At 66.3% G+C, this 401-nt stretch carries 1 protein-coding gene and 1 pseudogene; one reads left to right on the top strand and one right to left on the bottom strand.

The window, feature by feature from the left end:
• Positions 1-234, top strand: a 234-nt coding sequence (locus ACNFOC_RS55685) for a biliverdin-producing heme oxygenase (protein WP_416966484.1), incomplete at its 5' end; no start/stop codon positions are given.
• A 75-nt stretch (positions 235-309) separates the two neighbouring features.
• On the opposite strand, the pseudogene ACNFOC_RS55680 reads toward ACNFOC_RS55685, so the two are convergent.
• A pseudogene (locus ACNFOC_RS55680) lies at positions 310-401 on the bottom strand (PhzF family phenazine biosynthesis protein); the annotation flags it as partial.

The following is a 401-nucleotide window of genomic DNA, read 5'->3' as shown; positions in this document are numbered from 1 at the left end:
GGCAGAGCGGAGCGGACGTGGGGGTTCGCCCGGCGGGGGGACGGGGTGCGGTTCTATGTGTTCGAGGGGATCGGGAACCCGGCGGCGTTCAAGCGGGGGTATCGGGAGCGGCTGGATTCCATGCCCGTCGATGAGCTGGAGAAGCAGCGGATCGTGGCTGAGTGCAAGAAGGCTTTCGCCTTGAACACCGGGGTCTTTCGGGCTCTGGGTGACGAGTTTCCGATGTCTGCGTGAGCGTTTGTCTGCGGGAGCGTTGCCGACCGGCGTGAAGTGGCCACCTTCTTCAAGAGGTCAACGCTGCGGAGCCCGTCAGCGCTCCAGGAACACCCGTCCCCCGACCTCCACCCAACCCCCCGGCTGCGGAGCCGTAAGTATCTGGGACCCCGCGCCCTGCGTGATGT

Origin of the sequence: Streptomyces colwelliae (assembly GCF_048158785.1) — a bacterium.
Lineage (GTDB): Bacteria > Actinomycetota > Actinomycetes > Streptomycetales > Streptomycetaceae > Streptomyces.
This window is presented reverse-complemented; position numbering and strand designations above follow the sequence as displayed.